Origin of the sequence: Microvirga sp. M2, from assembly GCF_047497095.1 — a bacterium.
Taxonomy (GTDB): Bacteria; Pseudomonadota; Alphaproteobacteria; order Rhizobiales; family Beijerinckiaceae; genus Microvirga.
Map to the genome: position 1 here is coordinate 3,405,718 of NZ_CP134063.1, position 22,413 is coordinate 3,428,130.

At 64.7% G+C, this 22,413-nt stretch carries 25 protein-coding genes; 11 read left to right on the forward strand and 14 right to left on the reverse strand.

What is annotated here, in order from left to right:
• Nucleotide 1 precedes the first annotated feature (1 nt).
• The gene (locus RE429_RS16180; protein WP_414471744.1) at nucleotides 2–883 is read left to right on the forward strand and encodes an FkbM family methyltransferase; all 882 of its coding nucleotides are present in this window, start codon (nucleotides 2–4) and stop codon (nucleotides 881–883) included.
• Between the two features lie 114 nt (nucleotides 884–997).
• Here RE429_RS16180 and ltrA read toward each other — a convergent pair whose 3' ends face one another.
• From ltrA to RE429_RS16195, 3 genes are all read right to left on the reverse strand, one after another.
• A complete protein-coding gene (gene ltrA, locus RE429_RS16185; RefSeq protein WP_414471745.1) occupies nucleotides 998–2,005 on the reverse strand; it encodes a group II intron reverse transcriptase/maturase in 1,008 nt (335 codons plus the stop codon).
• Nucleotides 1,975–2,241: a hypothetical protein gene (locus RE429_RS16190; protein ID WP_414471746.1), complete on the reverse strand. Its 267-nt coding sequence runs from the start codon at nucleotides 2,239–2,241 to the stop codon at nucleotides 1,975–1,977. The genes ltrA and RE429_RS16190 overlap by 31 nt, the downstream gene beginning before the upstream one ends.
• A gap of 593 nt (nucleotides 2,242–2,834) precedes the next feature.
• Nucleotides 2,835–4,328, reverse strand: coding sequence for a DEAD/DEAH box helicase (locus tag RE429_RS16195; RefSeq protein ID WP_414471747.1), 1,494 nt, complete (start codon nucleotides 4,326–4,328; stop codon nucleotides 2,835–2,837).
• 331 nt (nucleotides 4,329–4,659) lie between these two features.
• On the opposite strand from RE429_RS16195, the gene RE429_RS16200 reads away from it, so the two are divergent.
• Genes RE429_RS16200 through glpK form a run of 4 tightly spaced genes read left to right on the forward strand, consistent with a single transcriptional unit; the run spans nucleotide 4,660 to nucleotide 9,667 of the window.
• Nucleotides 4,660–5,295, forward strand: a complete 636-nt coding sequence (locus RE429_RS16200; RefSeq protein ID WP_414471748.1) for an HAD family hydrolase — start codon at nucleotides 4,660–4,662, stop codon at nucleotides 5,293–5,295.
• Nucleotides 5,296–5,344: 49 nt separating this feature from the next.
• A complete protein-coding gene (locus tag RE429_RS16205) occupies nucleotides 5,345–6,577 on the forward strand; it encodes an MFS transporter (RefSeq protein ID WP_414471749.1) in 1,233 nt (410 codons plus the stop codon).
• Between the two features lie 54 nt (nucleotides 6,578–6,631).
• Nucleotides 6,632–8,152, forward strand: coding sequence for a glycerol-3-phosphate dehydrogenase (locus RE429_RS16210; protein ID WP_414471750.1), 1,521 nt, complete (start codon nucleotides 6,632–6,634; stop codon nucleotides 8,150–8,152).
• 18 nt (nucleotides 8,153–8,170) lie between these two features.
• Complete coding sequence (glpK, locus tag RE429_RS16215; protein ID WP_414471751.1) at nucleotides 8,171–9,667, forward strand: glycerol kinase GlpK; 1,497 nt, start codon at nucleotides 8,171–8,173, stop codon at nucleotides 9,665–9,667.
• A gap of 47 nt (nucleotides 9,668–9,714) precedes the next feature.
• Here glpK and RE429_RS16220 read toward each other — a convergent pair whose 3' ends face one another.
• Nucleotides 9,715–10,137, reverse strand: coding sequence for an HIT family protein (locus RE429_RS16220; RefSeq protein ID WP_414471752.1), 423 nt, complete (start codon nucleotides 10,135–10,137; stop codon nucleotides 9,715–9,717).
• 566 nt (nucleotides 10,138–10,703) lie between these two features.
• Between RE429_RS16220 and RE429_RS16225 the strand changes: the two genes are divergently transcribed.
• Nucleotides 10,704–10,898 carry a general stress protein gene (locus RE429_RS16225; RefSeq protein ID WP_370438402.1) on the forward strand — a complete coding sequence of 65 codons (195 nt, stop codon included), beginning with the start codon at nucleotides 10,704–10,706 and terminating at the stop codon, nucleotides 10,896–10,898.
• 77 nt (nucleotides 10,899–10,975) lie between these two features.
• On the opposite strand, the gene RE429_RS16230 is transcribed toward RE429_RS16225, so the two are convergent.
• From RE429_RS16230 to RE429_RS16250, 5 genes are all read right to left on the reverse strand, one after another.
• A complete protein-coding gene (locus tag RE429_RS16230) occupies nucleotides 10,976–11,527 on the reverse strand; it encodes a hypothetical protein (RefSeq protein WP_414471753.1) in 552 nt (183 codons plus the stop codon).
• 31 nt (nucleotides 11,528–11,558) lie between these two features.
• Nucleotides 11,559–11,795, reverse strand: coding sequence for a hypothetical protein (locus tag RE429_RS16235; RefSeq protein ID WP_370438404.1), 237 nt, complete (start codon nucleotides 11,793–11,795; stop codon nucleotides 11,559–11,561).
• A 284-nt stretch (nucleotides 11,796–12,079) separates the two neighbouring features.
• A complete protein-coding gene (locus RE429_RS16240) occupies nucleotides 12,080–12,826 on the reverse strand; it encodes a PRC-barrel domain-containing protein (protein ID WP_414471754.1) in 747 nt (248 codons plus the stop codon).
• Between the two features lie 246 nt (nucleotides 12,827–13,072).
• Nucleotides 13,073–13,585: a hypothetical protein gene (locus tag RE429_RS16245; protein WP_414471755.1), complete on the reverse strand. Its 513-nt coding sequence runs from the start codon at nucleotides 13,583–13,585 to the stop codon at nucleotides 13,073–13,075.
• 316 nt (nucleotides 13,586–13,901) lie between these two features.
• The gene (locus RE429_RS16250) at nucleotides 13,902–14,708 is read right to left on the reverse strand and encodes a response regulator (RefSeq protein ID WP_370438408.1); all 807 of its coding nucleotides are present in this window, start codon (nucleotides 14,706–14,708) and stop codon (nucleotides 13,902–13,904) included.
• Nucleotides 14,709–14,891: 183 nt separating this feature from the next.
• Between RE429_RS16250 and RE429_RS16255 the strand changes: the two genes are divergently transcribed.
• Complete coding sequence (locus RE429_RS16255) at nucleotides 14,892–15,101, forward strand: NepR family anti-sigma factor (RefSeq protein WP_414471756.1); 210 nt, start codon at nucleotides 14,892–14,894, stop codon at nucleotides 15,099–15,101.
• Between the two features lie 2 nt (nucleotides 15,102–15,103).
• Complete coding sequence (locus RE429_RS16260; RefSeq protein ID WP_414471757.1) at nucleotides 15,104–15,643, forward strand: sigma-70 family RNA polymerase sigma factor; 540 nt, start codon at nucleotides 15,104–15,106, stop codon at nucleotides 15,641–15,643.
• A gap of 112 nt (nucleotides 15,644–15,755) precedes the next feature.
• Here the strand turns inward: RE429_RS16260 and RE429_RS16265 are convergent, their stop codons facing one another.
• Nucleotides 15,756–15,929, reverse strand: a complete 174-nt coding sequence (locus tag RE429_RS16265) for a DUF1328 domain-containing protein (RefSeq protein WP_009494036.1) — start codon at nucleotides 15,927–15,929, stop codon at nucleotides 15,756–15,758.
• Nucleotides 15,930–16,146: 217 nt separating this feature from the next.
• Between RE429_RS16265 and RE429_RS16270 the strand changes: the two genes are divergently transcribed.
• Nucleotides 16,147–16,353 (forward strand): hypothetical protein, encoded by a 207-nt coding sequence (locus RE429_RS16270; protein ID WP_414471758.1) that lies wholly within the window; start codon nucleotides 16,147–16,149, stop codon nucleotides 16,351–16,353.
• Nucleotides 16,354–16,424: 71 nt separating this feature from the next.
• Here the strand turns inward: RE429_RS16270 and RE429_RS16275 are convergent, their stop codons facing one another.
• Both RE429_RS16275 and RE429_RS16280 read right to left on the reverse strand, forming a co-directional pair.
• Nucleotides 16,425–17,285 carry an SDR family oxidoreductase gene (locus RE429_RS16275; RefSeq protein WP_414471759.1) on the reverse strand — a complete coding sequence of 287 codons (861 nt, stop codon included), beginning with the start codon at nucleotides 17,283–17,285 and terminating at the stop codon, nucleotides 16,425–16,427.
• A gap of 117 nt (nucleotides 17,286–17,402) precedes the next feature.
• Nucleotides 17,403–18,731, reverse strand: coding sequence for a solute carrier family 23 protein (locus RE429_RS16280; RefSeq protein ID WP_414471760.1), 1,329 nt, complete (start codon nucleotides 18,729–18,731; stop codon nucleotides 17,403–17,405).
• Nucleotides 18,732–19,036: 305 nt separating this feature from the next.
• On the opposite strand from RE429_RS16280, the gene RE429_RS16285 reads away from it, so the two are divergent.
• Nucleotides 19,037–20,056 (forward strand): alpha/beta hydrolase, encoded by a 1,020-nt coding sequence (locus tag RE429_RS16285; RefSeq protein WP_414471761.1) that lies wholly within the window; start codon nucleotides 19,037–19,039, stop codon nucleotides 20,054–20,056.
• A 35-nt stretch (nucleotides 20,057–20,091) separates the two neighbouring features.
• Here the strand turns inward: RE429_RS16285 and RE429_RS16290 are convergent, their stop codons facing one another.
• Nucleotides 20,092–21,039, reverse strand: a complete 948-nt coding sequence (locus RE429_RS16290; protein ID WP_414471762.1) for an NAD(P)/FAD-dependent oxidoreductase — start codon at nucleotides 21,037–21,039, stop codon at nucleotides 20,092–20,094.
• 159 nt (nucleotides 21,040–21,198) lie between these two features.
• On the opposite strand from RE429_RS16290, the gene RE429_RS16295 reads away from it, so the two are divergent.
• Nucleotides 21,199–22,077: an aldose 1-epimerase family protein gene (locus tag RE429_RS16295; RefSeq protein ID WP_414471763.1), complete on the forward strand. Its 879-nt coding sequence runs from the start codon at nucleotides 21,199–21,201 to the stop codon at nucleotides 22,075–22,077.
• Here the strand turns inward: RE429_RS16295 and RE429_RS16300 are convergent.
• Nucleotides 22,074–22,352, reverse strand: coding sequence for a hypothetical protein (locus RE429_RS16300; RefSeq protein WP_414471764.1), 279 nt, complete (start codon nucleotides 22,350–22,352; stop codon nucleotides 22,074–22,076). The two genes, RE429_RS16295 and RE429_RS16300, sit on opposite strands and share 4 nt — an antisense overlap.
• Nucleotides 22,353–22,413: the final 61 nt, after the last annotated feature.

A 22,413-nucleotide genomic window follows, 5' to 3' on the forward strand; every position in this document is an offset into this window, starting at 1 on the left:
CGTGCTCGAGCGTCTCAAAGACAGGCTCGCCGACTGGCTCGGCATCCCGCGCCTGAACCATGCGGTCTCGTTCCTGCTGATGCGGGACCTGAACGTGCTCTCGGCGGCTCCCAAAGGCCCGGAAGGCCATGCGGGGCTGCGGACCGCGTTCCTGCACCTCATCGACGTCCTGAAGCCCGACATGGTCTGCGACATCGGCGCGCTCGACGGGTCGCTGGCCCTGGCCGTGCGCGACAACGCCCCGGGCTGCGAGATCATCGCCTTCGAGGCCGATCCCAAGACCCATGCGCATCACGCGCCGGCGCTCCGGGCGCGCGGCGTCGATTACCGCAACATCGCCGTCTCCGACACGGATGGGCGCGCCACGATCCACGCGCCGCGCGGACGCCCCGAGGGGAAGTCCTCGCTGCTGCTGAGGAGCGAAGAGGCCGCCTATGACGATTACGATGTCGAGATGCGCACCCTCGACAGCCTGTTCGGAGATCGCCCGAACCGGAGCTTCTTTCTCTGGATCGACGTGGAAGGCGCGGCCGAACTCGTCCTGGCGGGCGCGGGCCGCGTGCTGAACCGGACGCTCGCCGTCTTCGTCGAATGCGAGACAATCCCCTTCTGGCAGGAGGGCGGCAGTGCGGGCCATGTGGCCGAGACGCTGATGAAGGCGGGTTTCGTGCCCGTGGCCCGGGATCGGGAATACGGCGACGACCAGTTCAACGCCCTGTTCGTGGCGGGCCGCGTGGCCCATCGGCTCGCGCCGTCGCTGTTCCAGGCGGGTTCGCCGTTGAGGAGAAGTCTGGCTGCTCCTCCTGCATCACGAGACCGCCGCGCGCAGCCGGAAAGCGACGCGGCGCATCCCCCGGCCCGGGCGGGAGAGAGGCAGGGGTGAAGGACGCAAGCCTGCCTGCACGAAACGACACGCAATCGGGATAGGGGGGAACCTCGCGGTTCCTCCCCTCCCACACCACCGTACAAACGGGTCCGTATACGGCGGTTCGCTAGATTACTCGGCTCGGCGGGCATAGACGGAGGCAAGACCGAGGTCTCTGAAGTAAGCGTTGGGGAAGGCAAAGGAGAGCGCAGGGCTGTTGCTGAGCCGCCAGACACCGTGGGGACTGCCGGCGGCTTTCGCCGCCAGATCCTTTCCGATCCCGTGGCGGCGCAGTTCCGCAAAGCGGGTAGTCCCGTACTTCCACTGCTTCCAGACGATAGCGCGAAGCCGTCGCCTGATCCATTTATCCAGGTGCCGCAACGCCGTTGGAGTCTCGCAGAAGCCGAAGTAGCCGCGCCATCCAACGAGATAGCGCGATAGCTCCGGGATGATCTGCGCGAGGCTGCGCCCACCCGACCGTGCCGTGAGTTCCCGCACCCGCCCCTTGAACCTGACCAGCGCCTGCGGCGCGATGCACCGCCGGAATCGGCCCTGGTCCACGAAGCTGAAGCCGAGGAACTTTCGCTCGGTTGGAGAAGCGACAGCGCTCTTGGCCGTGTTCACCTTCAGCGTAAGGCGCCGTTCGAGGAACCGGGTGACGCTGGCCATGACCCGTTCGCCTGCGCGAGGACTGCGGACATAAATGTTGCAATCGTCGGCGTATCTTGCGAACCGGTGGCCGCGCCGTTCCAGCTCCTTGTCGAGCACATCGAGCATCAGGTTTGAAAGCAGCGGCGAGAGCGGACCCCCTTGCGGGACTCCCTCATCCATCGGATCGACCATGCCACCCACGAGCACACCTGCCGTCAAATAACGGCGGATGAGCCGGAGCAGTTGCCGATCCTGCACCCGTTTGGCCACCAGTCCCATCAGGATGTCATGGTTCACCCGATCGAAGAATTTCTCCAAATCGAGATCGACGACGGTGTGGCAGCCGTCAGCGATGAACTGCTGAGCGGCAGCCACGGCCTGATGTGCCGAGCGTCCGGGCCGGAACCCGTAACTCGACGACGAGAAGGTCGGGTCCCAATCCTCTTGCAGCACCTGCATCACCGCCTGCTGGAGGAAGCGGTCGAGCACCGACGGAATGCCGAGGCTCTAGTGCCTCCCGATGCCTTCGGAATTTCGACGCGCCGTACCGGCTGCGGCTGGTAGGTGCCGTTGAGAAGTTGAGCCCTGATCTCGGGCCAGTGGTCTTTCAGGTAGGCGGCCAGATCGTCGACAGTCATGCCGTCGACGCCGGGCGCGCCCTTATTGCGTCTGACCTGGGCCAGCGCCTTCTTCAGGTTGTCGCGAGCGACAATCCTCCCCATCATTGATCCTACCGGGATCACTGGGCTTTCGGGGGCGGGTGCCGCCGACAGGACTTCGGCTCCTCCAGCAAGCGGGCTCGGGGTTTCACCCTCTGCCGCCTCGCCGAAAGCCAACTCAAGTTGGTTTTGCTGCCGCTTGGTCCGTCGAGACACCTGCTCTACTTGCCCTCTCTAACGTTCAGGCCTTCGGTCTTGCGACCTACTATGCCGTCTGCTGACCTCTCCGCCACGGTCACGGGCCTTGCGACCCGCTCAGTCCGGATGACCGGACATGGTGGAGATCTCCCGAGGTAAGTTCGACCGCCTTCCCCGCACACCTGCCGGATTTACCGCCTCGGTCTTTGATGACCCTGGACTTCGCAGTCTTCAGCCTGCTCGTCCGGCCGCGGCGGCCTCATATCCGGTTCTTGTTCATCAGGTCGCGGTTTTGCTCCACGCTTCCTTCAGACCCCGCCTCACGACGACGCCCTTGCCCTTTGCTAACCCTTCGCCGTCATCAGGCTGGGTAGAGGACTTGCACCTCCGAGCTGTCGAACATGCTCGGCACACTGAAAAAGGGCGCCTCACGGCGCCCTTCTCATTTCTCTCGATGCCTTTTACCGGCGGCGCGGGCTCTTTTCGAGCCATGCCACCTGGGCTCCGTCGCGTCGTCCTTCCGCGGAGCGGGAGGCGGGACGGCCCTGCTGGGTGCGCTGGCCCTGGGCCGCGGGCTTCTGGGCCTGTGCGGGACGCTGCGGCTGCGTGGAACGCTGCTGCTGATGGCCGGCGGGATGGCCGCCCTGCGGCTGGGCGCCACCCGGCTTGCCGCCGCGGCGGCGGCGCTTGGGGCCGCTCGTATCGTTCGGGTCGGACTGGCGCGGCTGGCCGTGGCCCTGCTGGCCCCGGGAATGCGGAGCCGGACGCCCGCGCTGCGGCTCGCCGCGGCGCTCGGAATTCTCCGACGGAGGCGGAGCGGCAGGCAGGCCCTCCGGCAGGGGCATGACCGGCACCTTCAGGCGCGTCAGCTTCTCGATGTCCTTCAGGTAGGCCTTTTCCTCGTCGTTGCAGAACGAGATCGCGAGGCCCGAAGCGCCGGCGCGCGCGGTGCGGCCGATGCGGTGGACATAAGATTCGGGCACGTTCGGCAGATCGTAGTTGATGACGTGGCTCACGCCTTCGACGTCGATGCCGCGCGCGGCGATGTCGGTCGCCACCAGGACCCGGCACGAGCCGTCGCGGAAGCCGGCCAAGGCCCGCTCGCGCTGCGGCTGGGACTTGTTGCCGTGAATGGCGGCCCCCACGATGCCGGCCTTGTCGAGGCCGCGCACGACCTTGTCGGCGCCGTGCTTGGTGCGGGTGAAGACGAGCACGCGGTCGATGGCCGGATCGCGCAGGAGCGTTTCGAGCAGAACCTGCTTGCGGTTCGTGGGCACGAAGATGACGCTCTGGTCGACGCGCTCGGCCGTGGTGGCGACGGGCGTCACCGCCACATGGGCCGGATCGCGCAGGAAGGAATCGGCCAGCGTCGAGATCGTCTTCGGCATGGTGGCCGAGAAGAACAGGCTCTGGCGGTCCTTCGGCAGCAGGGTCACGATGCGCTTCAGCGCATGGATGAAGCCGAGATCGAGCATCTGGTCGGCCTCGTCGAGGACGAGGATCTCGATGTCACGCAGGAACAGCGACTTGCGGTCCACGAGGTCGATCAGGCGGCCGGGCGTCGCCACGAGCACGTCGATGCCGTTTGCGAGCGCCTTCTCCTGGCGGGAGATGGTAACGCCGCCGAACACCACTTCGGTGGTGAGCCGGAGGTTGCGGCCATAGGCCTTGAAGCTGTCGGCGATCTGGCCGGACAGCTCGCGGGTCGGGCTGAGCACGAGGACGCGGGGGCTCTTGGGCTTGCGCGGCTTCGGGTTCTGCGACAGGCGATGCAGGATCGGCAGCGCGAAGGCCGCCGTTTTGCCGGTGCCGGTCTGGGCGATGCCGCAGACGTCGCGGCCTTCCATGGCATAGGGGATGGTCTGGGCCTGGATGGGCGTGGGTTTCTCGTAACCCTCGGCGGCCAGCGCCTTCAGGATCGGCTGGGCCAATCCGAAATCGGTGAAGAGTGTCAAAGTGTATCTTTCGAACGGATGCGGTGAGCCGCAAAGCAAGTTCGGCTTAAGTCAAGCAAAGGCGCTTCAGGGCTCTCGTGGCGACAGCCCGCGTGATGGGGCCGTCGTATGGGTCAAGCGATTGAAGAAGGGGACCGGGCTTTCGCCGTCGAGGCGAATTTCCGTCACGCAGTCCCGCTCAAGCGGCTCGGATCGAGCGCTGACGCCGTGCCGTTCATATGAGGGCTAAAGGCCTATCCGTCAACCTCGGAGCCTGACATAAAGGCCTAAACCATCATCGCGGGCCCGACCGGAAGCCGGAGCCCGTGCTTCACAGGCCATGCGGGACATCATGCGGGGCAAAGTTTTCTTGTTCGATATGGACGGCACCTTGATCGATTCCACCGAGGTCATCGAGGAGATCTGGCATCGCTGGGCGGACCGGCACGGCATCGACGGGAACGCCGTGCTCGCCAAATCCCACGGACGGCAGGCCGCCGAAACCGTCCGCCTCTTCGCCCCCGAAGGGAGCGACCATGGGGCCGAAACGGCCTGGTTCAACGCGCAGGCTGAACAGGGAACGGCGAGGATCAGGGCCGTTGCGGGAGCGCGGGATTTCCTGTCCCGCCTGGAGCCGCACGAATGGGCCATCGTGACGTCCGGAAAGCGCTCGCTCGCAGAGGAATGGATGGCGGCGGCAGGGCTGCCGTTGCCCGAAACCTTCATCGCGGCCGAGGACGTGTCCCGGAGCAAGCCCGACCCGGAAGGCTACCGCAAGGCGGCGCAGCTTCTCGGTTTCGACGCGAACGACGCCATCGTGTTCGAGGATGCCCAGGCCGGCATGGAAGCGGGGCGCAAGGCCGGTGCGAGGGTCGTCGGGATCGGCCCCTCGAGCCACCTCTCGCACCTCGCCGATGCCTGGATTTCCGACTTCCGGCAGATCGAGCCGGTCAGGGACGATACGGGCGGCTTCAGGCTTCATCTCTAGGTCTTGCTAAGTATTGCCTCCCTCAAAAGACCACGGCTGAAGGATCGCCATGTCCGCTCCCGCCCGAATGCCCTGGGCCTTCGTCTCCGCACTGTCCCTGACGGTACTGATTTCCTACGGCACGATCTTTTATGCCTTCGCGCTCTTCGTGGATCCGATGGGCCGGGAGCTCGGCTGGAGCAAATCCGACCTGATGGCGGCCTATTCGCTCGCCCTCGGCATGTCCGCCTTCTTCGCCGTTCCGGTCGGACGGCTCATCGATCTGGGCTACGGCCGCACGGTGATGACCGGCGGCTCCGTCCTGGCGGCGGCGCTCCTGGCGCTCTGGTCCCAGGTCGAGAGCTATTCCGCCTTCGTGCTCATCTGGATGGCCATGGGGCTGTCCATGAGCAGCGTATTCTACGAGCCGGGCTTCGCGGTTCTGGCCCGCAGGCTCGGCTTCGTGGCCCGCCGGGGCATCACCTTCATGACCCTTGTCGGGGGCTTCGCGAGCACGGTCTTCATCCCCCTCACCCACGTCCTCATCGAATATCTGGGCTGGCGCAGCGCCCTCCTGGTCCTCGCGGGCTTCAACATCCTCGTCTGCGCGACGGTCCACGCGGTCTTCATCCCCCCGGCCCTGAAGGCCCATCCCCGCTCCGCCGGCGCCCCGTCCCGCGCCCTTCCGGCCAGCGCCCGCTCGGTCCTGCGCAGGGCGTCGTTCTGGTGTTTCGTGGCGGCTTCCGTGCTCCAGGGCCTGATCGCGGCGGGACTGCCGATCCATCTGATCCCGCTCCTCACCGAAAGGGGCTACGGCCTGGAGATGGCTGTCGCCGCCTTCTCGATCATCGGCCCCGCCCAGGTGGCGGGACGCATGGCCATGGCGGCGGGCGAGCGCGCCTTCGGCATGAAAGGCACAGGCATCGTCACCCTGGGCCTGGGCGTCCTCGCCTTCGCGCTCCTGCCCCTGCTTCCCGCCGGGTCCTGGCTGGTCGCCGCCTTCGCGGCGCTCTTCGGCGCCTCGAACGGGATGATGACCATCGTCCGCGCCCTCCTGCCGCCTGAGCTCTTCGGCCGCGAGAACTACGGCGTCGTCCAGGGCATGATCGCCATGCCCGTGCGCCTGACCACCGCCTCGGCTCCGTTTCTGTTCGGGACGCTGTGGGCCTGGTGGGGCAGTTACACGGCGGTCATGATCCTGTGCTTGGCCATTTCCATCGCGTCGCTCGGCTTCTTTCTGGCTGTCCTGTTGTTGCAAAAGCAGCGTGAAAAGCCTGAAAATTTGCTTGCGTTAGACGGCTAAAGAACTCATGTGCTCACTGACTGAAATGGCTTGGTTTAGAGAAAGACGCGTTCCGTGACGGCAGTAACTGATCTCCTCATCGTCGGCGGCGGCATCAATGGTGCGGGCATCGCCCGCGATGCGGTGGGCCGGGGCCTCTCCGTGGTGCTCTGCGAACAGGGCGATCTGGCCGGCTATACCTCTTCCGCCTCGACGAAGCTGATCCACGGCGGCCTGCGCTATCTGGAATACTACGAGTTCCGTCTGGTCCGCGAGGCCCTGTTCGAGCGCGAGCGCCTGCTCAATTCCGCGCCCCACATCATCTGGCCCCTGCGCTTCATCCTGCCTCACGAGAAGGGCATCCGCCCGGCCTGGTTCGTGCGCCTCGGCCTCTTCCTCTACGACCACCTCGCCCCGCGCAAGAAGCTGCCGGGCACGGAAACCATCAAGCTCACCACCCACCCAGCGGGCCAGGGCCTCAAGCCCGGCTTCGACACGGCCTTCGTCTATTCCGACTGCTGGGTCGAGGACAGCCGCATGGTGGCGCTCAACGCCATCGATGCCTTCGAGAAGGGCGCCGACATCCGCGTGCGCACCAAGCTCGTCTCCGCCCGCCGCGAGGGCAGCTTATGGGTGGCGACCCTCCAGAACGTGGAGACGGGCGCGACCCAGGAGGTCCGCGCGAAGGTCATCGTCAACGCGGGCGGGCCCTTCGTGGCCGATGTGCTCAACGCCAAGCTCGGCCTCAACACCACGAAGAACGTGCGCCTCGTGAAGGGCAGCCACATCGTGGTGCCCAAGCTCTTCGACACGAAGGAAGCCTTCATCCTGCAGAACACGGACAAGCGCATCGTGTTCGCGATCCCCTATCAGGAGAAGTTCACCCTCATCGGCACGACCGACATCCCGGTGGAATCGGTTCCGGACCGGAAGGTCGAGATCAGCTCCGAGGAGGTGCAGTATCTCTGCAACGTGGTGAACCACTTCTTCAGGAAGCAGGTCACCCCGGCGGACGTCGTGTGGAGCTATTCGGGCGTGCGCCCCCTCTTCGACGACGGCTCGTCCAACGCCTCCGCCGTGACCCGCGACTACGTGTTCGACATGGACGCCCCGCAGGGCCAGGCGCCGGTGCTGTCGATCTTCGGCGGCAAGATCACCACGTTCCGCAAGCTCGCCGAGCATGCCCTCGACGAGCTGAAGGCGGTCTTCCCGGCCATGAAGCCGGCCTGGACCGAAACCGCCAAGATGCCGGGCGGCGACATGCCGGACGCGGATTTCGACCGATTCTTCGCGGGCATGCGCCAGCGCTGGCCCTTCCTGGCCGAGCCGGTGGCCCTCCGCCTCGCCCGGGCCTACGGCACCCGCGTCGCCGAGCTTTTGGGCGAGGCCAGGTCCATGGCCGATCTCGGCGAGGATTTCGGCGCCGGCCTGACCGGGGCGGAAGTCGACTACCTCGTGCGCCGGGAATGGGCGCGCAGCGCCGAGGATATCCTGTGGCGGCGCTCCAAGCTCGGATTGCACGTGCCGGCTGGCGCTCCGGCCAAGATTGATGCCTATATAGCCAAGCAGAAAGCAGCATCCATCGCGGCCCAGTAAGCACCGGAAGGCATGCCCATGGCTCAGTATATCGGCGCAATCGATCAGGGCACGACCAGCTCGCGCTTCATCGTCTTCGACAAGGCCGGCAGCATCGTCTGCGTCGGCCAGAAGGAGCATGAGCAGATCTATCCCCGGCCCGGTCACGTGGAGCACGACCCGCTCGAGATCTGGCAGAATACGCAGAGCGTGATCCAGGAGGCCCTGGCGAAGAAAGGGCTGTCGCCCCGCGACCTCGCCGCGATCGGCATCACCAACCAGCGCGAGACCACGCTGATCTGGGACCGGCGCACCGGCAAGCCCCTGCACAACGCCCTCGTCTGGCAGGACACCCGGGTCGACCCGATCGTCGAGGAATTCGCCAAGGAAGGCGGCCACGACCGCCTGCGGGCGAAGACCGGGCTGCCGCTCGCGAGCTATTTCTCGGGCCTGAAGCTCCGCTGGCTCCTCGACAATGTTCCCGGAGCCCGGGAGAAGGCCGAAGCCGGCGACGTGCTGTTCGGCAATATCGACACCTGGCTCGTCTGGAACCTGACGGGCGGGGCGAACGACGGCTGCCATATCACCGACGTGACCAATGCCAGCCGCACCCAGCTCATGAACCTGAGCACCCTCGACTGGGACGAGGACATCCTGTCCCTGTTCGACATCCCCCGGGCCTGCCTGCCGGGCATCAGGTCGTCGAGCGAGGTCTACGGCGTCGCCAAGGACAACCTCGCGGGCGTTCCGATCGCGGGGATCCTCGGAGACCAGCAGGCGGCCCTCGTCGGCCAGGCCTGCTTCCAGCCCGGCGAGGCCAAGAACACGTACGGCACCGGCTGCTTCATGCTCATGAACACCGGCGAGACCCCCTACCCGTCGAAATGCGGCCTGCTGACGACCTTGGGCTACAAATTCGGGAACGAGAAGCCCGTCTACGTGCTCGAGGGCTCGATTGCGATCGCGGGCGCCCTGGTGCAATGGCTGCGCGACAATCTCGGCATCATCCAGGCGAGCCATGAGATCGAGACCCTGGCCCGCAGCGTCGAGGACAATGGCGGCGTCACCATCGTGCCGGCCTTCTCGGGCCTCTATGCGCCGCACTGGAACTCCCATGCCCGCGGCCTGTTCGGTGGCCTGACCCGCTATGCCACGAAGGCCCACATCGCCCGCGCGGCTCTCGAGGCGACCGCCTTCCAGACCCGCGAGGTGCTGGAGGCCATGACGAAGGATACGGGCATCGCCGTGAAGGAGCTGCGCACGGATGGCGGGATGGTGGTCAACGAACTGCTCATGCAGTTCCAGGCCGACATCCTCGACGTTCCCGTGGTCCGCCCGAAGGTCATCGAGACAACGGCTCTGGGCGCCGCCTATGCGGCGGGCCTCGCCGTCGGCTTCTGGGCAGGAAAGGACGACCTCGTGCGCAACTGGGCCATCGACAAGCGCTGGACGCCCGCCATGGAGGCTGCCCGCCGCTCCCGCCTGAACGCCGAATGGGACAAGGCCGTCGCGCGCTCCCTGGATTGGGCGGAATAAGCACGAAGAAGGGGCGAGCCCTCCGGCCCGCCCCTTCTCTCATCCCGTCACGCCTTCAAGGCGGCCCTGAGCTTCTCGGCATGCCCGGCCAGCACGTCGTTGGCCTCCATCTGCCCCGTGTGCGGCTTCAGCGGAACGCCCTCGAAGCGCGGGATGACATGGACATGCAGGTGAAACACCACCTGCCCGCCTGCGCTTTCATTGAACTGCTGAACCGTCAGGCCATCAGCCGAGAAGGCATGCTTCGCCGCCCGGGCCACGACCTGGACACCCTTGGCGAGTTCCGCGAGATCGTCGGGCTGCGCATCGAAAATGTTGCGGGCCTTCGCCTTGGGAATGACGAGCACATGCCCCTCGCCCCGGGGCATGATATCCATGAACGCCAGCACATGCTCGGTCTCGTAGACCTTGTGGCACGGCAGCTCGCCTCTCAGGATTTTCGCGAATATGTTCGTGTCGTCGTAGGTCATTCCGCCCTCTCGTCGCTGATGTCTGCCGGGACTCATACACCGCGCACCCCGCGCAATCACTCCCGCCGACAGGGCGCAGGCCCGCCCGGCCCCTAAACTTCACAGAAGAAAGCATCCGGGCCGGGATCGTAGGCTTGAGTCAATCGACCCCTGGGAGAGAAATCTCAGAGTCAAACAGGGCCATGCCCATAGTCACCCGGAACCGCCCGCAGAATATTGCGGCTGAATCGGATCCGATCTCAAGGGCAGCTCGACCATCGGAATCTTACAGGATCGCATTCTGGCACCCGTTAGAATCAAATACTAACGCGGCAATCGCGTTAACTTCTTAAATATTGCCATTAATCTTCTATGCTTTCACAACTTGTCGCACCCCTCGCCACAAAAGGTACAAACAACAGAGTATTGCCATTATTTAAGCGTAGCAATCAAACTGGAATACCTTCTCCCTCTACTTTGCTTTTTTTCATAAAAATTTTTTGCAAAGGTTCCAGCTCCCCTTCCGGAACCATCGAATTAGCGAGCGGTTGTTCAAACACGAACATCATTGGTCAAGGAGGCATAAGATGGCGCCAAGTGGTTCGACTTCGAAGCGCGGTTTCGCGTCCATGGATTCAGACCGGCAGCGTGAAATCGCAAGTAAAGGCGGCAAGAGCGTTCCTGCCGAGAAGCGCTCCTTCTCGCAGGACCGTGAGCTTGCTTCTGAGGCAGGCCGCAAGGGCGGCCAGGCTTCGGGCAACACCCGTGGCACTCAGGAATAGGATCGGTCGATCCGCACACGAAAAGGGGCCGCTGAGCGGCCCCTTTGTTTTTGGCGGATGAAACGAAACCCGTCGCGTCAAAGGCCCAAATGCAGCCCCGGCTTGCCGAAGGCCTCGACGAGGATCCCCTGCTCGTGCGCCTCGGTGCCGATCACGGACCTGAACTCGTCCACGTCCGGCATCGGGAAAACGATGGTTCCGAGACCGATCTGCCGCGCAAGCTCCCCGGCCAGCGCGGTCAGAAGGTCGAAGGGAGAGACCTCGAGAAAGGCCGAAGCCTCGCGGGCCAGGTCGGAGCGGGGCCGGCGCGACGCCCCGATCAGAACCAGAAGGCCGTATTCATCGAGGCTCCCGTACCGCGAGCGGAGCGGGCGATGATCGAAAGCCCGCCCCCGCTGGCGGCTCAGTGCAAAGGCAAGCAGCAGCGCGTCCGAGACGATCCCCTTGGCGGCGCCCGGCGAAACATAGGCGGAGAGCGCCCGCTCGGGAGCGTCGAGAAGGGAAAGGTCGTATTGATCGTCCAATCTTCCGATGGACCGGAAGACGTCGATCACCGGCACTGCGGTGGGATGGAAGAGAACGGCGACGGGATCGGGCCCGGACGACGGATTAGCGAATGTTTCGATCATCGAACAAAGGAGCCTGAAGCGATGCCGGTCTTTATGGGCGGTGCTGAAGGCCCGGAGCGATCCTCCGGGACCAGGCCGGCACGACGAGGTGGCGCCGGAGCATGAGCGGGCACGTCACCTCATCCTGCTGACCATCCTGGACGATTCCGGTCAGCATCCAGGCCACGTTCGGCCGCTCGCGGGGGGAGGAACTCGAAGCGAGCCGGCAGAACTCGTCGGGGAGCTCTTCCTGGCACAAAGCCGCATCCAGTTCGTTGGTGGCTGTCATCGGGGTCTCCGCATCTGTCTCGGCTGGGCAACGTGCCCGAAACGGCCGGGTTCCTTACATCGAACGCTTCCCGTTCGAGGCGAGGCGACTTTTTTGCGGAATGCTTCCGGAACCTTCTTCCGATCCCGGCGTTATGAAGACAACCGGTTCAAATGCCCCCTTGAGCCGGCACCTTTCAAGGCGCAGTCACCTCGTGGCTGCGCCTTTTATTTTGCACGCCGGGCAGAACAGAAAGGCGCCCCGGAAAACCGGAGCGCCCCGAACCGGCCGGAGCCGGTCTTTCATCACTGCTGCGGCGTGTTGCCACTCGCGCCGGTCGAACCGGTGGTCGAACGGTTCGCGTTGTCGTCGCGCTTGGCCTTGAAGACCGGCGCCGCCTGGAGTTCGGCCTTCGTCATGCGAAGGATCACGCGGTCCGGCTTGTGCGACGAAGCGGCACTCCCGCTCCCCGCGGCGGCGTTGTTCGTCGCCATGTTCGAATTCGACGCGTTGCCCGTGGCGGTCGAGCCGGTGGTCGACACATTGCCGCCGGTGTTGTCCATGGCGCTCGCCTGCTGGCTGCCGGCGAATTCCAGTGCGTCGAACGGAACGGCCACGTTCTTCTCGCCGATGCCCAGGAAGCCGCCGACGCCGACGACCACCGCCATCACCTGGCCGTTGCGGTCGACGACCACGTCGTTGATGTCGCCGATCGACTCGTTGTTCGTGCTGACGACGCGGGTTCCGATCACATCGGAGGCCATCACCTGGTTCGGTTCCAGCCGGGTCATGAACTGCCCCTGCGAGCCACTCTGGTTCATCGCCGACGAACCGGCGGAGGGAGCTGCCGCGGTAGGATTGGTCGTGGAAGGAGAGACGGTAGACGAAGAGCCGGTCGCGCCAGGCTGCATCGCCGGGGAGCCCGATGTCGCCGAACCGGAACCGGTTGCCGTGGGACGATCGGTCGGAGCGGAAGGCGAGGTCTGAGCGAGGGCGGGCGCAGCCGCGAAAGCCGTCACGACAAGGCAAGCCGCCATATGCTTCTTCAGCATCGTGATAATCTCCTGAGGGTCCATTGAATCGCGATATGCGCCAATTGCGCAGGGGCAAAACGCCATGCCGTAGCAGCCGTTCCAAATTTGCCTGTATTCAATATGTCGTCAGCACATTCAATTTTTCCATTATGAATATGAATACTTATTCATTTCTTGATGGACGGCCTAAGCAAACTCACATTGTTCTTTATAATTCTCACAAGAACAGGAATATATCAATCTCGATCCCCGACGACGCTCACCTCAGGACAGAGGCTGCTCCAGGGCCGCGAGGCAAAGGCTCGGCATCCTGTTGGCGCTGGCCTTGGCGAGGGGGCTCACGTCGCCCATGCAACCGACCGGCGGCCTCTGCTTGGGCGCCCTTGGCCCGCCGCCTTCACGCGCCGCGGGCGGATTCTGGGCCGTCGGGGCCTTCAGATCCTCCTTCATGGTGAGGGCGGGAAGATCGGTGTTCTTCACAATCGTGGTGATGCCGGAGCGCGGATCGGACCGGTAAAGGACCTCGCCGTCATCGCCGCGCAGGATCACGGTGGCATGGGAGAGCCCGACGATTTCCACGATCGAGACGGCGGCGGCGGCGTCGGCGGGGCGCAGGGCCGCCAGCCGGTCGCCCTTGGGAGCCGCCTGCTCCTCGATGAGCGTCGCTTTCATGAGGGACGATCGCAGGGCTCCGATTCCGGAATCCGCGAACGCGATGCCGCCCGCCAGAACGGCAGCACCGGCCAGAACGCTTAATCTCGTGACGGTGAGGAGCATTCGTGTCTCCCTGCTGCTTAGCTCAACCATTCGAGAAAACAACGCGGCCTTAACTTTGATGTTCCGGAACGACTTCTCCAACAAAATCCAAGAAAAAAAGCTGGAACCTTTATTTTCCAAGGAGCGTTCTTAAGGTACCGGCCTCCTGGTCCTCCCCGCATTCCCCTTGTGCATTGGCCGGCACCTTAAGACGGGCGTCAACGCCCGTCTTTTTTTGTCTCGATTACAGCGTGACAAAAGAAAAGCCCGGCTTGGTAGCCGGGCAATTACTTGGCCAAAAGCTTGACCGTTTACGTGGCAGCGGCGCGCAATGCCGTCAGGCGGTCGCGGCGCGGGGCTCGCGGCGCTTGGCGCTCTGCTGGAAGAACAGGGCCTGGCTGATGACGGCCGAGACGTTCGCCGGCTGGAAGGGCTTGGCGATGAGGAAGGCCGGCTCGGGCCGCTCGCCGGTCAGGAACCGCTCCGGATAGGCCGTGATGAAGATCACCGGCACCTCGAACGACTTCAGAAGGTCGTTGACCGCATCGAGACCCGAGCTGCCGTCGGCGAGCTGGATATCGGCGAGTATCAGGCCCGGCTGCTTCGCGGAAGCGAGCTTGACGGCCTCGGTCCGCGTCCGGGCGACGCCCGTGACGTTGTGGCCCAGACCCTCCACGAGGGCCTCGAGATCCATGGCGATGAGCGGCTCGTCCTCGATGATGAGGATATCGGTCGCCATGTCGGCAGCCAGCTCGCGGCCGGCCTCGTCGACGAGTTCGCGCACCGTCTTCGTATCCACGTCGAGGATCTGGCCGACCTCCTCCTCTCCGAATCCTTCGAGGCAGGACAGGAGGAACGCCTGGCGAGGAAGCGGCGTGATCTGGCCCAGGCGGACCTCCGCCGGCAGATCGCGCTGGATCTGCTCGCTGCGACCGTTCACGGAGAGCGAGTTCCAGATTCGCGTGAAGACTTGAAAGAGTTCGACCTTGACATTCCCGGAGGGGCCGATCGTCTCGGGCTCGCTCACCAGAGTCTCGAGGGTCGCGGCCACATAGGCGTCGCCAGCCATCTGGCTGCCTGTGAGGGCACGTGCATAACGGCGAAGATACGGTAAGTGCTGGACGACAAGCTGCGCTGTCGACATTCGCTTCCCCTTAATATGTGCTTTTGACTCGTTGTACCGATGGCTCTTCCAACGTGGCAAAGCTGGAAAAGTTCCAATTCTGGAACTGTATTCAACAACAGGCGTTATTGCTCGAAAATGAGTATAGGGCTACTGCCAAGGTTGGCCACCCTGAATAATATGCGGGATGGCAAGGGGAATCAGATGAATAGCGACAAGGGGAACAAGCTGGCTCGGGCGCTCCCGAGCACACCTCCGAGTGACAAGCTTGGGACCAATGCGAAACTGGACAGCAGCAGCCAGAAACGAATCGGCGACCAATTGCGCGCCATGTACGATGAGTTGATGCAACAACCGGTTCCGGACCGCTTCAAGGATCTTCTGGATCAGCTCGATAAGAAGAGGGAGGGGTAGCCGTGACCTCCGAGCCTGACCTCCGAGAGGCCCTGCTCGCGGCCGTGCCCAGCCTGCGGGCCTTTGCCATCTCCCTCTCGGGTCAGGTCGACAAGGCGGACGATCTCGTTCAGGACACGCTCCTTCGGGCGCTCGCCAATCTCCACCGCTTCGAGCGCGGCACCAATCTGAATGCCTGGCTTTTCACCATTCTCCGCAATCTCTTTCATTCCGAATACCGCAAACGCCGGCGCGAGGTCGAAGACCCGGACGGCTCCTATGCCGGGCGCCTGAAAATTCAGCCCGAGCAGGGATCGCATCTCGATTTCGAGGATTTTCGAACGGCCCTTGCCCAGCTCCCCTCCGATCAGCGCGAAGCCCTGCTCCTCGTCGGCGCTTCGGGCTTTTCCTATGAGGAAGCCGCCAGCATCTGCGGATGCGCGGTCGGCACCATCAAGAGCCGCGTGAACCGCGCCCGCCTGCGCCTCGCCACGATCCTGAACGTGGACGACATGGACGATCTGGGTCCCGACAGCATGACCCGCGCCGCCCTTCAGGGCTGATCGAAGAGCCGGTCGTTTCCAGAAGATCTCCATCGAAGGAAACCTCCCCCAAGAAAAACGCCGCCCCGGGAGGCGGCGTCTTCATCGACAAGGAAAAGTATCGCGCGAAGCGTCACATGGGGCTTCGTCCGCGCAGGAGACCGATGACGGCCGAAATGGCGAACAGCACGATCGCCACGAAGAAGATCAGCTTCGCGATCTCGACAGCGGTGCCGGCGATCCCGCCGAACCCGAACAGAGCCGCGACCAGCGCGATGATGAGAAAAGTGACAGCCCAACCAAGCATGGTGTTACCTCGCTAAATTTTAAGATCAGCTCATTTGTAATGATCAGCTCTCGGCCGATGACCCTCAACCAACGCCAAGCGCGACCGTGAAGTTCCGCCGGACGGACGGGCGCTCAGGATTTCGATAGGCTCGGCACAAGTATTTTCCGGTGATTTGACGAGGATGGAACCGGGCTCCCCGCAGGCACGTTTTTCAGAAGACTTGGGAGATATGTCGATGACTCGTTCCGTTGCCCTTCGCGCGTGCATTCTCTTCATCGTTCTTACTTTGCTCGCGGGCGTCACGGGCCTTGCGTCGCAGGCCGAAATCGCGGAAGTGGCCTTCCTGATCGGAGCGTCGCTGTCGGCCGTGCTTCTGTTCTTCGCGCTGACGGTGCAGCAGGCTCCCTCTCCGATTCCTGTGCGCGTGCGCCGTCGCCATTGAGCGCGCGATCATGTCCGACGTGAAAAAGGCGGCTCTTCGAGCCGCCTTTTTCGTTGTCAGGATTTTCGTTGTCAGGATTCCGTGGGGTCGCCGCCGTTGGGATGCAGGATCGAACCGGTGATGTAGGAGGCGTCCTCGCAGGCGAGGAACAGGTAGGAAGGCGCGACCTCGTTCGGCTGTCCCGGCCGTTTGAGCGGCGTATTGGCGCCGAAGCTCTTCACCTTCTCGGCCGGGAAGGTGGAGGGGATCAGGGGCGTCCAGATCGGCCCGGGCGCGACGCCGTTCACGCGGATGCCCTGCTCCGCGAGCTTCTGCGCAAGCGAGCGCGTGAAGGCCACGATGGCTCCTTTCGTCGCACTGTAATCCAGGAGCTCCGCGCTGCCGCGATAGGCCGTGACCGAAGCCGTGTTGATGATGGCGGCCCCTTTCTTCAGGTGAGGCATGGCCGCCTGGACCATGTAGAAATAACCGAAGATGTTCGTCCGGAAGGTGCGGTCGATCTGCTCGGGGCTGATCTCGGCAATCGCGGATTTGGGGTGCTGCTCGGCCGCGTTGTTCACGAGCACGTCGAGCTTGCCGAAGCGCTGGATCACCTGGTCGACCGCGGAGCGGCAGAACTCGGGATCGCCCACGTCGCCCGCGATGGTGAGGCACGTGCGCCCTTCCCTCTCCACGAGCTGCTTCGTGGCGCGCGCATCCTCGGTCTCGTCGAGATAGACGATGGCGACGTCGGCGCCCTCCCGGGCGAACAGGACCGCCACCGCGCGACCGATGCCGCTGTCGCCGCCCGTGATCAGGGCCGTCTTGCCCTGGAGGCGCTTGCTGCCCGGATAGCGCGGTTCGTAATCGGGCCTCGGGCTCATCTCGGTCTCGTGGCCGGGCTGCTGGTCCTGCACCTGCGGCGGAAGCGTCTGCTGTTGTCCGGAGCTCATGCCATCATCCCATTTTCGGAAAGAACGATGCGGCCCCTCGTCTCGTCCTATTCGAAAAAAGAGGAGCCCGCGTCGAGGCACAACGCGGGCTCCTTCAGGCGTGTTCCTGTGCGTGGATCAGGCGCGGGCCGGGTCGGCGGCGCGAGCCGGCATCATGTTCAGGAGGTGATAGAGGATGATCGCCCCGAAGGTCGCGGTGCCGATGCCGTCGAGCGTGAAGCCCGCGACGTTCAGCTTGAAGTTGCCCGCCCCCAGGATCAGGGCCGTCGCGACGGTGATGAGATTGCGCGGGTTCGAGAAGTCGACCCGGCTCTCGACCCAGATGCGGCCGGCGGTTGCGGCGATCAGACCGAACACCACGATGGAGAGACCGCCGAGCACGGGCCCGGGAATGGTCGCGATGAAGGCGCCGAACTTCGGCGACAGGCCGAGCAGCAATGCGAAGCCCGCCGCGATGACGAAGACCAGGGTCGAGTAGATCCGGGTCACGGCCATCACGCCCATGTTTTCGGCATAGGTGGTCATGCCGGTGCCGCCCGCGGCGCCGGAGAGCATCGTGGAGAGGCCGTCGCCCATGAAGGCGCGTCCGAGGTAGGGATCGAGGCTGCGGCCCGTCATGGCTCCGATCGCCTTGATGTGGCCGAGGTTCTCGGCCACCAGGATGACGGCCACGGGGGCGATCAGGCTCATGGCCCGAATATCGAAGACGGGGCTCTGGAAGGTCGGAAGCCCGAACCAGGCCGCCTCCCCGATCTTCGCGAAGTCGATGGGCGTTCCATAGCCCAGCAGGTTCGCGGCAACGAAGTAGATCAGGTATCCGGCGGCGCCGCCCAGGAGCACCGGCAGACGCCGTGCCATGCCCGGCGCATAGACGGCGACGAGCCCGACCGACAGGGCCGTGGCGATTGCGATCCAGCGCGCGAAATCGGAACCGGCGGCGTTGTCGGGCGTCACGCCCGATGCGCTGTTGATGGCGACCGGGGCCAGCACGAGGCCGATGGCGGCCACGATGGCGCCGGTGACGACCGGCGGCATGAGCCGCTCGATCCAGCGGTGTCCCGCGAGCTGCACGATCAGGCCGATGATGAAATAGACCGCGCCCGCCGCGATGATGCCGCCGAGGGCGAGCGGAAGGTTCGGGTTCGGGCTGCCGACCGTCGCCCCGGTGGCCACCAGGACGGGGCCGATGAAGGCGAAGCTCGAGCCCAGATAGCTCGGCACCCGGCCGCCGACCACGACGAAGAAGACGAGCGTGGCGAGACCGGAGAACAGGATGGAGACGTTAGGATCGAACCCCATCAGGATGGGAGCCAGCACCGTGGAGCCGAACATGGCGACCACATGCTGAAGGCCCACGACGACCATCTGGCCCGTCGGCAGCCTCTCATCAGGCATGATGGCGCCTTCGGTTTTCAAGGTCCATTTAGGCAGGAAACTGTTGGTCATCTGTTATTCCCCCAGACAATGACGCTTGAGGCGGCACCCTAGTGCCAGGAACGGAGAAAAGGCTAGCGGCCGAATGGACTTATTAACTGTTGCAAGAGCATCGGACGTGAAAAGTGGGACCCACTTTTGGGATCGAATCCGATGCTCCCCCCTATAGAATCCGATGCTCCCCCCTATAGAACAGCGCATCGTTCGGGGCGAAAAACCGGGTCCACTTTTTCGCACGATGCGCTAGAGCCTCATTTCTGGACAGGTGCCCCTTCAAGCGACACATCATGTCCGCCCGTAAGCGATGAGGACCAAGGATGCGCAAGGATCATAACCTGCCGGAAGGCGTGGTGCACAGCCTCCGGATCGACAGCCAATGCCTGAAAGGAAACCTTCTCGGCGATCCCGCCCGGAGGCGGATCGACGTCTATGTGCCGGCAGGCCATGACGGGCGGGGGCTGCCCCTCCTCGTCGATCTCGTGGGCTACACGGCCGGCGGGCCCGCCCACACCAACTGGAAGAATTACGGCGAGAACGTTCCGGAGCGGCTCGACCGGCTGATCGGAACGGGCGCGATGCCTCCCGCCGTCGTGGCCTTTCCCGACTGCTTCACGCGCCTGGGCGGCAACCAGTATGTCGACAGCGCCGCGATGGGGCCTTGGGAGACCTTTCTCATCCGCGAGATGCTGCCCTTCGTGGAGGAGCGTTTCGGCTGCGGCGGCGACGGGCGACGGGGCGTATTCGGCAAGAGCTCGGGCGGTTACGGCTCCCTCGTCCACGCCCTGCGCCACGGCGGCTCGGTCTGGGCGGCGGCCGCCTCCCACTCGGGCGATGTGGGCTTCGAATATCTCTACCATCTCGGCGAGTTCGCGGGCGCCCTGCGCCACCTTGCGGGGCACGGCATGTCCATCGAGACCTTCCTGGACAAGTTCGCGCAGGGACCGAAAGCCAAGGATCAGGACTGGCACGTGCTGATGATCCTCGCCCAGGCCGCGAGCTTCGATCCCGACCCGAGCCAGTTCTGCGGCATCCGGCTGCCCGTGGATCTCCACACCTGCGAAGTCATCGAGGAGCGCTGGGCCAACTGGCTGCGCTGGGATCCGCTGCGTATGGCCGACGACGAAGCCTGCCGGGAGAACCTGCGCAGGCTGAAGGCCTTCTACATCGATTGCGGGGACGTGGATCAGTACAACATGGTCTACGGATCGCGCCAGCTCCACCGCAAGCTCGAGGCGGCGGGAATCGCCCATGTCTACGAGGAGTTTCCCGACAACCACTCCTCCGTGGATTACCGCATGGACGTGAGCCTGCCCCTCCTGGCGAAGGCCCTTGCCTGAGGGAGCCCTGCCTGAGGGAGCTTTGCCCGACCGGCTCAGGCTCCTTCCGGCTCGTCCTCGGTCGGCAGCTCGCAATGGTTGTGGACATGGGTCGCCGCATGGGCGGCATGGCTCATGCCCACGACGATCTGGTCGAGGCCGCGGACGATGTCGCCTGCCGCATAGAGGCCCTTGACGGTCGTCTGGCAATGCTCGTCGACGAGCAGGCTGCCCGACCCGTCGTGCTCGGCCCCCAGGGAGATGGCGAGATCCGACCGGTACTTGAGGCCGAGAGCGGAATAGAGCACGTCGAAACGGTGCTCCTTCCCGCCGGCATGCAGCGCGGAAATGCGGTCCTTTTCCATGTCGAGGGATTCCACGGGCGCCTCGACGACCTTGATGCCGTGCTCGTCGAGACGTCCCCGCTGGTCGGGCGTCAGTTCAAGAGCCTGTCCCAACGTCAGCAAGGTGACGTCACGGGAATAGGTGCGGGCGATGAACACGGCCTCGCCCAACCCATGCGCCCCATAGGCGATCACGGCGATCTTCCGGTCCCGGGATTCGTAGCCGTCGCAGATCGGGCAGTAGCGCACCAGGCCGCGCTGCACGGCATTGGGCACGTCCGGCAGGTCGGGCTCGATATCCACGGCGCCCGTGGCGAGAACCACGCGCCTCGCCGAGATCTGGCCGGTGCGGCCCTCGTCGTCTTCGACGAGGGCGATGAAGCGGTCCGGCTGCTTGCGCAGGCCGGTCACCCGGCCGCCGCGGATGCACTTGCCGTATTGCTCGAGGTTGGTCCTGGCCCGGCTCAGGAGGTCCTTGCCCGAGATGCCGTCCGCGAACATCGGGATGTTGTGGCTGGTCGGAATCCAGGCAGCCCGGGGAGTCCCGCTGTCCACGATCAGGAAGCGGCGCTTGAACCGCGCAAGATACAACCCGGTCGTCAGCCCGGCCGGGCCGCCGCCGACGATCAGGCAATCGAGAATGTCTCCGATGGCCGCCATGCCGCCGCGATCCCCCTTGTTCTGGTCCCAGAGGAGGCACAACTCGCCAAAGCGACAAAAGATCACCTTAAAGCGGCGTGCCGATTGTCGAATCGTGTCGAGTGCCTGAGAACCGTTGGACACGATGCCCAGGAAGCATCGGTCCTTCAGGAGCGCGCGATGACGGTCACATTGTCCAACGGCCACCTCAAGGCCCAGATCGCCTCGCAGGGCGCGGAGCTGATCCGCCTGTGCGACGAGCAGGACCGGGACCTGCTGTGGGACGGCGACCCGGCCTTCTGGACGGGGCGCTCTCCCCTCCTCTTTCCCATCGTCGGCCGCCTGCGCGACGACCGGGTGCTCATCGACGGGCGTGCCCGCTCGATGAATCAACATGGCTTCGCCCGCACCTCTCTCTTCGAGATCGTCGACGCGACTGCGGAAGCCTGCCGCCTCCGCCTGGATGCGGACGACATCACGCGCGAGCAGTTTCCCTTCGATTTCCGGCTCGACATGACCTACCGGCTCGACGGAGCCGCGCTGATCTTCGCGGCATCGGTGTTCAATAAGGACGATCGCACCCTGCCGGTCTCGTTCGGCTACCATCCGGCGCTGCGCTGGCCCCTGCCCTATGGCGGCGACAGAAATGCGCACGAGATCCGCTTCGAGACGGCGGAGACCGCCTCCTTGCACAGGCTGTCGGACGGCTTGATCGGAGACGCCTCCCGCCCGACGCCTGTCGAGGGCGAGCGCCTGCCCCTGCGCGACGACCTGTTTCAGGACGGCGCGCTGGTCTGGAGCACGCTGTCGAGCCGCAGGGTGCGCTACGGCGTCCCTGGCCGCCGCTCCGTCACGGTGTCGTTCCCCGGCATGCCGCATCTCGGCATCTGGACGAAGCCGGGCGCCGGTTATGTCTGCATCGAGCCGTGGCAGGGCTATGCCGACCCCGTCGGGTATGAGGGCGAGCTCGAGGACAAGCCCGGCATCGTCCTGGTCCCGGCGGGCGGGAGCCGCGAATTCACCATGAAGATCGCGCTCGATCCGCCGGAGACGCCTTAGCGCGCCCCGACGACGCGAGCGCCGATGTCCGCGTTGGAGACGGTGCCGTCCTCGCCCATGGCACGGACGATCTGAACCTCGACGACCTCGAGCGGGATGGCCCCTGGATTGGCGAAACGGAGCATAGCGCCGGCCGGAATATGGATCGCCCCGTTTTGATGCGCGAGCCCCGTGTTCCCATTCACCGTCACCTCGGCGGCGCTACTTGCCGCTACCCAATGCCGGGACCAACGGCGACGATTCCGAAGAGACAGACACTCGCCCGGCTTCACCACGATTCGCTCGACCTGGAACCCCGAGGCCGCACCTCACGCGCCGGTGCCAAACCCAGTGATG

What these genes read in the sequence shown, in the direction of transcription:
- RE429_RS16285 (WP_414471761.1), top strand. Translation starts at nt 19,037, where the DNA reads ATGCGCAAGGATCATAACCTGCCGGAAGGCGTGGTGCACAGCCTCCGG.
- RE429_RS16220 (WP_414471752.1), bottom strand. Translation starts at nt 10,137, where the DNA reads ATGACCTACGACGACACGAACATATTCGCGAAAATCCTGAGAGGCGAG.
- RE429_RS16270 (WP_414471758.1), top strand. Translation starts at nt 16,147, where the DNA reads ATGACTCGTTCCGTTGCCCTTCGCGCGTGCATTCTCTTCATCGTTCTT.
- RE429_RS16235 (WP_370438404.1), bottom strand. Translation starts at nt 11,795, where the DNA reads ATGACAGCCACCAACGAACTGGATGCGGCTTTGTGCCAGGAAGAGCTC.
- RE429_RS16295 (WP_414471763.1), top strand. Translation starts at nt 21,199, where the DNA reads ATGACGGTCACATTGTCCAACGGCCACCTCAAGGCCCAGATCGCCTCG.
- glpK (WP_414471751.1), top strand. Translation starts at nt 8,171, where the DNA reads ATGGCTCAGTATATCGGCGCAATCGATCAGGGCACGACCAGCTCGCGC.
- RE429_RS16250 (WP_370438408.1), bottom strand. Translation starts at nt 14,708, where the DNA reads ATGTCGACAGCGCAGCTTGTCGTCCAGCACTTACCGTATCTTCGCCGT.
- RE429_RS16280 (WP_414471760.1), bottom strand. Translation starts at nt 18,731, where the DNA reads ATGACCAACAGTTTCCTGCCTAAATGGACCTTGAAAACCGAAGGCGCC.
- RE429_RS16230 (WP_414471753.1), bottom strand. Translation starts at nt 11,527, where the DNA reads ATGATCGAAACATTCGCTAATCCGTCGTCCGGGCCCGATCCCGTCGCC.
- RE429_RS16190 (WP_414471746.1), bottom strand. Translation starts at nt 2,241, where the DNA reads ATGATGGGGAGGATTGTCGCTCGCGACAACCTGAAGAAGGCGCTGGCC.
- RE429_RS16225 (WP_370438402.1), top strand. Translation starts at nt 10,704, where the DNA reads ATGGCGCCAAGTGGTTCGACTTCGAAGCGCGGTTTCGCGTCCATGGAT.
- RE429_RS16245 (WP_414471755.1), bottom strand. Translation starts at nt 13,585, where the DNA reads ATGCTCCTCACCGTCACGAGATTAAGCGTTCTGGCCGGTGCTGCCGTT.
- RE429_RS16205 (WP_414471749.1), top strand. Translation starts at nt 5,345, where the DNA reads ATGTCCGCTCCCGCCCGAATGCCCTGGGCCTTCGTCTCCGCACTGTCC.
- RE429_RS16240 (WP_414471754.1), bottom strand. Translation starts at nt 12,826, where the DNA reads ATGCTGAAGAAGCATATGGCGGCTTGCCTTGTCGTGACGGCTTTCGCG.
- RE429_RS16265 (WP_009494036.1), bottom strand. Translation starts at nt 15,929, where the DNA reads ATGCTTGGTTGGGCTGTCACTTTTCTCATCATCGCGCTGGTCGCGGCT.
- RE429_RS16290 (WP_414471762.1), bottom strand. Translation starts at nt 21,039, where the DNA reads ATGGCGGCCATCGGAGACATTCTCGATTGCCTGATCGTCGGCGGCGGC.
- RE429_RS16275 (WP_414471759.1), bottom strand. Translation starts at nt 17,285, where the DNA reads ATGAGCTCCGGACAACAGCAGACGCTTCCGCCGCAGGTGCAGGACCAG.
- RE429_RS16200 (WP_414471748.1), top strand. Translation starts at nt 4,660, where the DNA reads ATGCGGGGCAAAGTTTTCTTGTTCGATATGGACGGCACCTTGATCGAT.
- RE429_RS16255 (WP_414471756.1), top strand. Translation starts at nt 14,892, where the DNA reads ATGAATAGCGACAAGGGGAACAAGCTGGCTCGGGCGCTCCCGAGCACA.